This window comes from Effusibacillus lacus (genome assembly GCF_002335525.1).
Lineage (GTDB): Bacteria > Bacillota > Bacilli > Tumebacillales > Effusibacillaceae > Effusibacillus > Effusibacillus lacus.
The window spans coordinates 1-4,525 of the sequence record NZ_BDUF01000076.1; the positions used below are offsets into that span (position 1 = coordinate 1).

General features: G+C 51.2%; 4 protein-coding genes. 1 reads left to right on the forward strand and 3 read right to left on the reverse strand.

Annotated features, from left to right (window positions below; genetic code table 11):
• Positions 1–288 precede the first annotated feature (288 nt).
• Positions 289–2,172, reverse strand: a complete 1,884-nt coding sequence (locus tag EFBL_RS13820) for a beta-propeller domain-containing protein (RefSeq protein WP_096182683.1) — start codon at positions 2,170–2,172, stop codon at positions 289–291.
• A 169-nt stretch (positions 2,173–2,341) separates the two neighbouring features.
• On the opposite strand from EFBL_RS13820, the gene EFBL_RS13825 reads away from it, so the two are divergent.
• Positions 2,342–3,145 carry a sulfite exporter TauE/SafE family protein gene (locus EFBL_RS13825; RefSeq protein WP_231705810.1) on the forward strand — a complete coding sequence of 268 codons (804 nt, stop codon included), beginning with the start codon at positions 2,342–2,344 and terminating at the stop codon, positions 3,143–3,145.
• On the opposite strand, the gene EFBL_RS13830 is transcribed toward EFBL_RS13825, so the two are convergent.
• Positions 3,138–3,545 carry a M67 family metallopeptidase gene (locus tag EFBL_RS13830; protein ID WP_096182684.1) on the reverse strand — a complete coding sequence of 136 codons (408 nt, stop codon included), beginning with the start codon at positions 3,543–3,545 and terminating at the stop codon, positions 3,138–3,140. The genes EFBL_RS13825 and EFBL_RS13830 overlap by 8 nt on opposite strands.
• A gap of 12 nt (positions 3,546–3,557) precedes the next feature.
• Positions 3,558–4,525 (reverse strand): GTPase ObgE (gene obgE / locus EFBL_RS13835; protein WP_096182685.1); only part of this gene is annotated, 968 nt, incomplete at its 5' end.

Genomic DNA, 4,525 nt, shown 5'->3' on the forward strand with positions numbered 1-4,525 from the left:
AATAGGAAACGCCACCGCCATGTCAGTGACAAAACAAATTAGCCCCCGTCATTGTCGGTTCCGAATTTACCGTCAATGAGAGGGGCTAACAACATTATTCATCGTGAACTCCAAAAACATATGCCGAACTGCCTTCTTCCCATCTTGCGTCCATCACGTATAGATAGGTTCCCTTCTCTTTCTGGAGGAGACGGGGCCCGGGATAATCAGCACATTCTGATTTTCCTTTTGCGCTCCAACAATAAGACCCTTGAAAAACTGAAACTTTAACGCTTGTGCCATCAACAATCACTTGCGGTTGAGGTGGTTGTAGAACATATGGGCATTGCGAACCTCTTCCAACGTCCTTGCATCATGAAACTTGTAGATATCATTCGAGATGGAATATAAGGTGTCCCCAATGTAGATCATCCGCTGCGGCCAGTTGCCATACTTCACGTTGTCCCGCATGTCCACTTTCCCCTTCAGGCCAAACCCGTTCCGCAAGTCGATGCCGTAGACGTAGAAACCGTAGAAGGCATCTTGCTCATTGTTGTATCGAATCACTGGAAACGCGAACAGGTTCTTCTCCTTCGAGAACAGCAGTGCTTTGTGGTCGTTCTGCAGCGGCGAGTGGGTGAATGGGTCCCCAACTACCGTTGTGAACAGTTCCTTGGGATTCTTCATATCGGAGACGTCAAACATGGACAGCTTGATTCCTTTCTGCACCGCAACCGTGCGACCGTCCGGCAAGGTTTTCTCTTCGGTATCGCGGCCGAAACCGATCACATGATTCTCATCGTAGGGATGCAGGTAATTGCTAAAACCCGGAATTTTCAATTCGCCCATAACCTTTGGTTGTTTCGGATCTTTCAGATCAAGGGTGAACAAGGGATCCACGTTCTTGAACGTAACCACATAGCCCCGATCCCCCATAAACCGCACCGAATAGATTCTCTCTCCCCTGGCCAGCCCCTCAACCCTGCCTGTCACATTCAGATTGCCGTCCAATACGTACAGGTTGTTTTCCTGCTTCTCATTGAACATGTCTGTGGTTGTGGCAACGCGCAAATAGCCCTTGTGTTCATCCATTGAAAATTGGTTCAACAGCCTGCCCGGAACTTCCCCCCTTCCTTTGTAGACAAGGCCGTTTTCCGTCACCGCAAACTTGTAAAGTGAGGTATTCTCCTTGCGGGATTTCTGGGATTCCCATGAACCGGTCCAGTCGGATTTCGCAATGTACATGTTCTTTTCTGACATGTACATCTGCCTTCCGCCACCCAGGTAACTGGAAACGGCAACAGGAGCGTTGGCATCGGAAAGGGACACGGAAGCCAAATTCAAGTATTGACTGGAGCTGTCACCGGGAAAATGATAGATGTGCTTGACATCAAGCGGTGCAAATTCCCCGCTTTTCACCGAGTCCCGGTACTTCGGCAGAAAGTGTTCCTCCAGGATGGGATGATCGGGATTCGAATAGATGCGTACATACTGGTTCGTTGCCATATGGAGCCGGTCCCCGATTTTGCGGGAGGATACATATTGCCCCTGCAAATCAATCTGCCGCACCAGTTCAGGATTCTTCCTGTCTGTTGCATCATAGATCAATACGGAGGTTGCAGTATCGTGAACGGGGTAGATCGAATCCTTTGTTTCCGACTGCGAGTGCAGCATCCGCACATCATGGGTGATCCCCAACACGGCGACCCGCTTGCCCTCCACAAACAACTCCCGGGGATCGAAATTCCCGGCCAGTTTGATACGACTGAACACTTCAAAGCTTTCTGCCGGATATGCTTTCGAAATTACGAGTTCCCTCTCTCTCAGATGATAGATGTAGATTCCATCCGTTTTCACGATATCCGCCTCGTCCACCCCTTGCACCTGCACATTGGTTGTGGAATGGGCGGATTTGACTGCCATGTCAGCCGAGGATGGAACTCCGGCACTTTCGGAAGCACCGGTCATTGCTTCGTTCACAACCTCCCCTTTGTACATCGTCCGGTTTTTCTCCAAATGCTCCTTGATGGTTCTGACGATCTCCTCTTTCGAATGGAAACGAAGAATGTCTTCATTTGATTCGATTGCAGAAGTTTCCCCGTTGGCCACAGGCTCTTTTGAGGAGACAGGCCCAAACGAAAGCCCCGCTGCCAGAATCAACACAACAGCCACTAAACCAAGTTTCTTTTTCATGTCAGACCGCCTTCTCCGGAAAAATTTCCTGCTTCACCTTACCTGACTCGTGTCGTGTCGATAAGGTTACACTGACTTCTCCATAAGTTTGTCTTGGCTCGACAATCAACCGAATTGTGGTATGTTTAAAGAGAGAAATTTGGAGAATTGTCAGCAGGAGAGGACGCCCTTGGAAATTTTATCATTGGACAGCTTGTGGCTTTTTCTGATCGGTACGCTTGCAGGATTTACAGGTTCGATTGTGGGGCTTGGCGGCGGGTTCATCATGATTCCGTTTCTGATTTACCTGTACGATTATCAGCCGGAATTGATCATCGGAACATCCATGGCGGTATTGTTCATAAATTCCATATCCAGTACCATTGCTTATTCAAAACAGAAGAAAGTCGACTTTCAAAGCGGGGCCTGGTTTGCTCTGCTGATGGTTCCGGGTTCCATCATTGGGGCCATTCTGGCGGAATCATTCACCAGCAAGGTGTTCTATGTGGTGTTTGGTTTGTTTCTGATGTCGATTTCGATTTTCCTGCTTTTCAAACCCACCAAACCGGCCAGAAATTTCCTGTCTCCCACCGTAACAAGGGAGTTTACCGACGCTACGGGAACCCTGCACAAATATTCCTTTCATCGCGGGTTTGGCATGTCGGTCAGTTTCGTAACAGGCTTTCTGTCATCGCTATTGGGAATTGGCGGCGGATCCATCCTGGTTCCGACCATGGTGCTGCTGCTCACCTTCCCGCCTCACATTGCAACGGCAACATCGATGTTTGCGATTATGTTGTCTGCGTTTGTGGGCACCATCTCCCATATTGTTCTTGGAAATGTGTTGTGGTTGAAGGCGTTGTTCCTGGCGCCGGGGGCATTCCTGGGGGGGCAGCTCGGGGCTCGCGTGGCAGCCAGATTGCCGGCCAAGACGCTTCTTCGGATCCTAGCTGTCACCCTGATTCTGGTGGCCATTCGGTTAATCTTCAAATAAGTTCGGGAGGCAGAATTTCGAAGGGCCGTTTTTCGAAGGACGGCCCTTTCTTTGTGTACATCCGGGCTTCTGGCATAGCGGGATTCGTTAATGACACGATCAACAGGCAGGCATCGGGATAGAGAAACCCTTCCCGGTCTTCTCTGGATGGTTCAGGTGGTGATGAGGGATGGGAATGAACCACTGCCAGAAGCCGTTCGTTGGCTCTTTCGAGGGCATGCAAAAGAGAGACCCATTCCTGCGGCGATACGCGAAAATGGGCCTCATCCCCTGAGAGATTCTTCAGTGCATGGTAACGAATGGTGCTGCCTTGACCCACGAGGACACCGCAGCCCTCACCGGGAAGCTCGCCAGCCAGATGGCTGACCATGCACTCCCAGACTTCATAAGGGATTTTCATCCGAACTCACCGTTATTCAACAAACTCAAACTCCAGGTCTCCGATCCGAATGGTGGAACCGTTCACCGCGCCCCGCTGCCGCAGGGCATCGTCAACGCCCATATTCTTCATGATGCGTTGGAACCGCTTGACAGCGTCATACTGATCAAAGTTGGTCATCTTGATCAGCTTCTCAATCTTCGGAGAGTGAACCACAAACACTTCGTTATCCCGGGAGATGGTGAAAGAATCCTCATCCTCTTCCAGCCGATAGACTTTGCGTTCGGTGGCATCCACTTCATCCAGTGCGGCCTCCTCCACATCCGGCAGAGAATCCAGCAGATCCGCCACTGCGTACAGAAGCTGCCGGACGCCTTCCTTTGTTACGCCTGAAACGGGGTAGAGAGGAATTGAGGGGTCCAGTTTCTTGCGAAACTCCTCCAAATTCGCTTCCGCACCGGGAAGGTCCATCTTATTGGCAGCCACAATCATGGGTCGGGTGGCCAGTTTTTCGCTGTACAACTTCAATTCCTCGTTGATTTTAAGGAAGTCTTGCCAAGGATCACGTTCTTCCGTCGCCGCCATATCCACCACATGGACTATCACTTTGGTGCGTTCCACATGGCGCAGAAACTGATGTCCCAACCCGTGTCCTGCATGGGCCCCTTCAATCAGACCGGGCAGATCCGCCAGAACGAAACTCCGGCCGTCCCCGACATCCACCACACCAAGGTTGGGGGACAAGGTTGTGAAATGGTAAGCCCCTATCTTGGGCTTCGCGGCAGATACCACCGACAGCAACGTAGATTTGCCAACGCTTGGGAACCCGACAAGCCCCACGTCAGCAATCACTTTCAACTCCAATTGGATCCATCGCTCTTGTCCGGGTTCGCCCTTCTCTGCGATCTCCGGAGCTTTGTTGGCAGCTGTGGCAAACCGGGTGTTGCCCCGTCCTCCCCGTCCTCCCCGTGCGACAACCAGCCTTTGCCCATGACGGGTCA

Bases quoted from the DNA above. Each gene is read 5' to 3' on its own strand.
- EFBL_RS13820 (WP_096182683.1), bottom strand. From the start codon at position 2,172: ATGAAAAAGAAACTTGGTTTAGTGGCTGTTGTGTTGATTCTGGCAGCG.
- EFBL_RS13830 (WP_096182684.1), bottom strand. From the start codon at position 3,545: ATGAAAATCCCTTATGAAGTCTGGGAGTGCATGGTCAGCCATCTGGCT.